This is a genomic window from Streptomyces katrae (genome assembly GCF_000966975.1).
GTDB classification, from domain to species: Bacteria; Actinomycetota; Actinomycetes; order Streptomycetales; family Streptomycetaceae; genus Streptomyces; species Streptomyces katrae.
This window is the reverse complement of sequence record NZ_JZWV01000816.1, coordinates 1-929: the sequence shown is the minus strand read 5'-3', so window position 1 is coordinate 929 and position 929 is coordinate 1. Positions and strand designations below refer to the sequence as shown.

General features: G+C 69.4%; 1 pseudogene. It reads right to left on the bottom strand.

The features are described 5' to 3' along the window. Positions 1–929 (bottom strand): annotated as a pseudogene (locus tag VR44_RS42975) (amino acid transporter); the annotation flags it as partial.

The following is a 929-nucleotide window of genomic DNA, read 5'->3' as shown; positions in this document are numbered from 1 at the left end:
CGGGGCGACCTCGCCCTGGCCGAAGAGGAAGAACCTCAGGAAGTTGGTCATCGGGTTGCCCTCGGTCCACTCGAAGCAGATGTGCGGGCGCTGTCCGGTCTCGTCGCGGACGTGCAGCAGCAGCGCGGCGAGGGCGTTGGGGATGGTGGAGCTCTCCAGGGTCAGGACCCGGTAGCGGTCGTGGAGCACCTCGCCGCGGACCTTGAGGCCGGATTCGGACTCGGACGGGTCGAGGACGGTGACCTCGACGATGTCGTTGTCGGCGCGGATCTGCGCGACCTTGTCGCGGTACTCGGCCTTGTCGCGGTGGTCGTGTAGATGAAGACGGCGGAGATGATCCCGAAGCCGATGGTCCAGCCGCGTTCGCCGGCCTTGCGGGCGGCGATGGTCACGGCGACGGCGGCCGAGGTGATCAGGACCAGGACGCCGGTGGCGTGGGCGCCGCCCTGGGCGTCGACGTCGGCGTTGAAGAGCCAGGTCACCAGGAAGGCGATCAGGGTGAAGACGATCACCATGGGGCGCAGGGCGCGGGCCCAGTGCGGGGCCATGCCGTAGCGGGGCAGGTAGCGCGGCATCAGGTTGAGCAGGCCGGCCATTGCTCATGATCACGGCGGCCGTGGTGAGCAGCTTCTTGGTGCCCCTGATCCGGCCGGCCGGGTTGCCGGGGGTGTCGTCGCCGGCGCCCTGGACGTGCGGCATGACCGCGACGCCGGTCTCGAAGCCGGAGAGGCCGAGGGCCAGCTTGGGGAAGACGACGAGCGCGATCGCGATCATCATGAACGGGTTGCCGTGCTCGGTGGTCAGGGCGTCCGACCAGTCGGCGACGAGGTGCGGCTCGGTGATCACCTGGTCAGGTGGGGGTTCTCGACCATGTGGGCCGTGGCGTCGGCGGCCGACAGGGTGATGGTGATCAGGAAGTCGGTCGCCGC